This is a genomic window from Marinobacter sp. G5_S1_61_S3 (genome assembly GCF_054968585.1).
Genome location: NZ_JBQKUK010000041.1, coordinates 1 through 995, shown reverse-complemented (window position 1 = coordinate 995; position 995 = coordinate 1). Strand labels below are relative to the sequence as shown.

1 protein-coding gene is annotated in these 995 nt (G+C 63.8%); it reads right to left on the bottom strand.

What is annotated here, in order from left to right:
- A partial coding sequence (locus tag ACTRWH_RS20435) for an AMP-binding protein (protein WP_462826795.1) occupies positions 1–995 on the bottom strand: 995 nt, incomplete at both ends.

Here is a 995-nt window from a genome sequence, read left to right as displayed (position 1 = left end):
CCCAGGGCAAAGAAATTATCCTGTCGTCCAACCCGCTCAACACCCAGCACGTCCTGCCATAGGCGTGAGAGTGTTTGTTCGATGTCGGTTTGTGGCGCCTCGTAGCCAACCGTGTCCATCTCCGGAGCCGGCAATGCCTTGCGGTCCAGTTTGCCGTTGGCCGATAGCGGAAAGCGTTCCAGTACCATCAGGTGTGCCGGCACCATGTAATCCGGCAGGTGGTTTTTCAGCGACGCTTTCAGGGCGTCCGTTTCGATGCCGGTGCCCTGCACGTAACCGATCAACTGGTCGTTGCGGGCGATGACCACGGCGTCCATGACGCCGGCAGATTCCCGCAGCACGGCCTCGATCTCACCCAACTCGATCCGCAAGCCACGCAGCTTGATCTGGTGATCCAGCCGGCCCAGGTATTCCAGGGTGCCATCCCGACACCAGCGGGCCAGGTCGCCACTGCGGTAGAGCCGCTCACCCCGCTCAAAGGGACTGGGCACGAAGCGCTCCGCCGTCAAGTCCGGCTGGCCGTGGTAGCCCTGGGCCAGACCGGCGCCGCCGATATAAAGTTCGCCCGGCACGCCCACAGGCTGCGGGTTCAGGCGGTCATCCAGGACATGGATCTGCAGGTTGGCGATCGGCCGGCCGATGGGCACGGTTGTGCGAGTGCTGCGATCGTCCTGGCCACAGGTCCAGTGCGTGACATCGATGGCCGCCTCGGTGGGGCCATAGAGGTTATAAAGCGTTGCCCTGGGCAGGCGACGAAGGGTCTCATCCTGCAGGTCTTTGGGCAGGGCTTCGCCGCTGCAGATCACCCGGCGCAGAGTGTCACAGCCGGTCAGGTCGTCCTGGGTCATAAAGGCCGACAGCATGGAGGGCACAAAGTGAACGGTGGTGACCGATTCGCGCTGAATTTGATCCACCAGCCTGGCTGGGTCCCGGTGGTCCCCCGGTTGGGCGACCACGAGGCGCGCGCCCACCATCAGCGGCCAGAAGAACTCCCA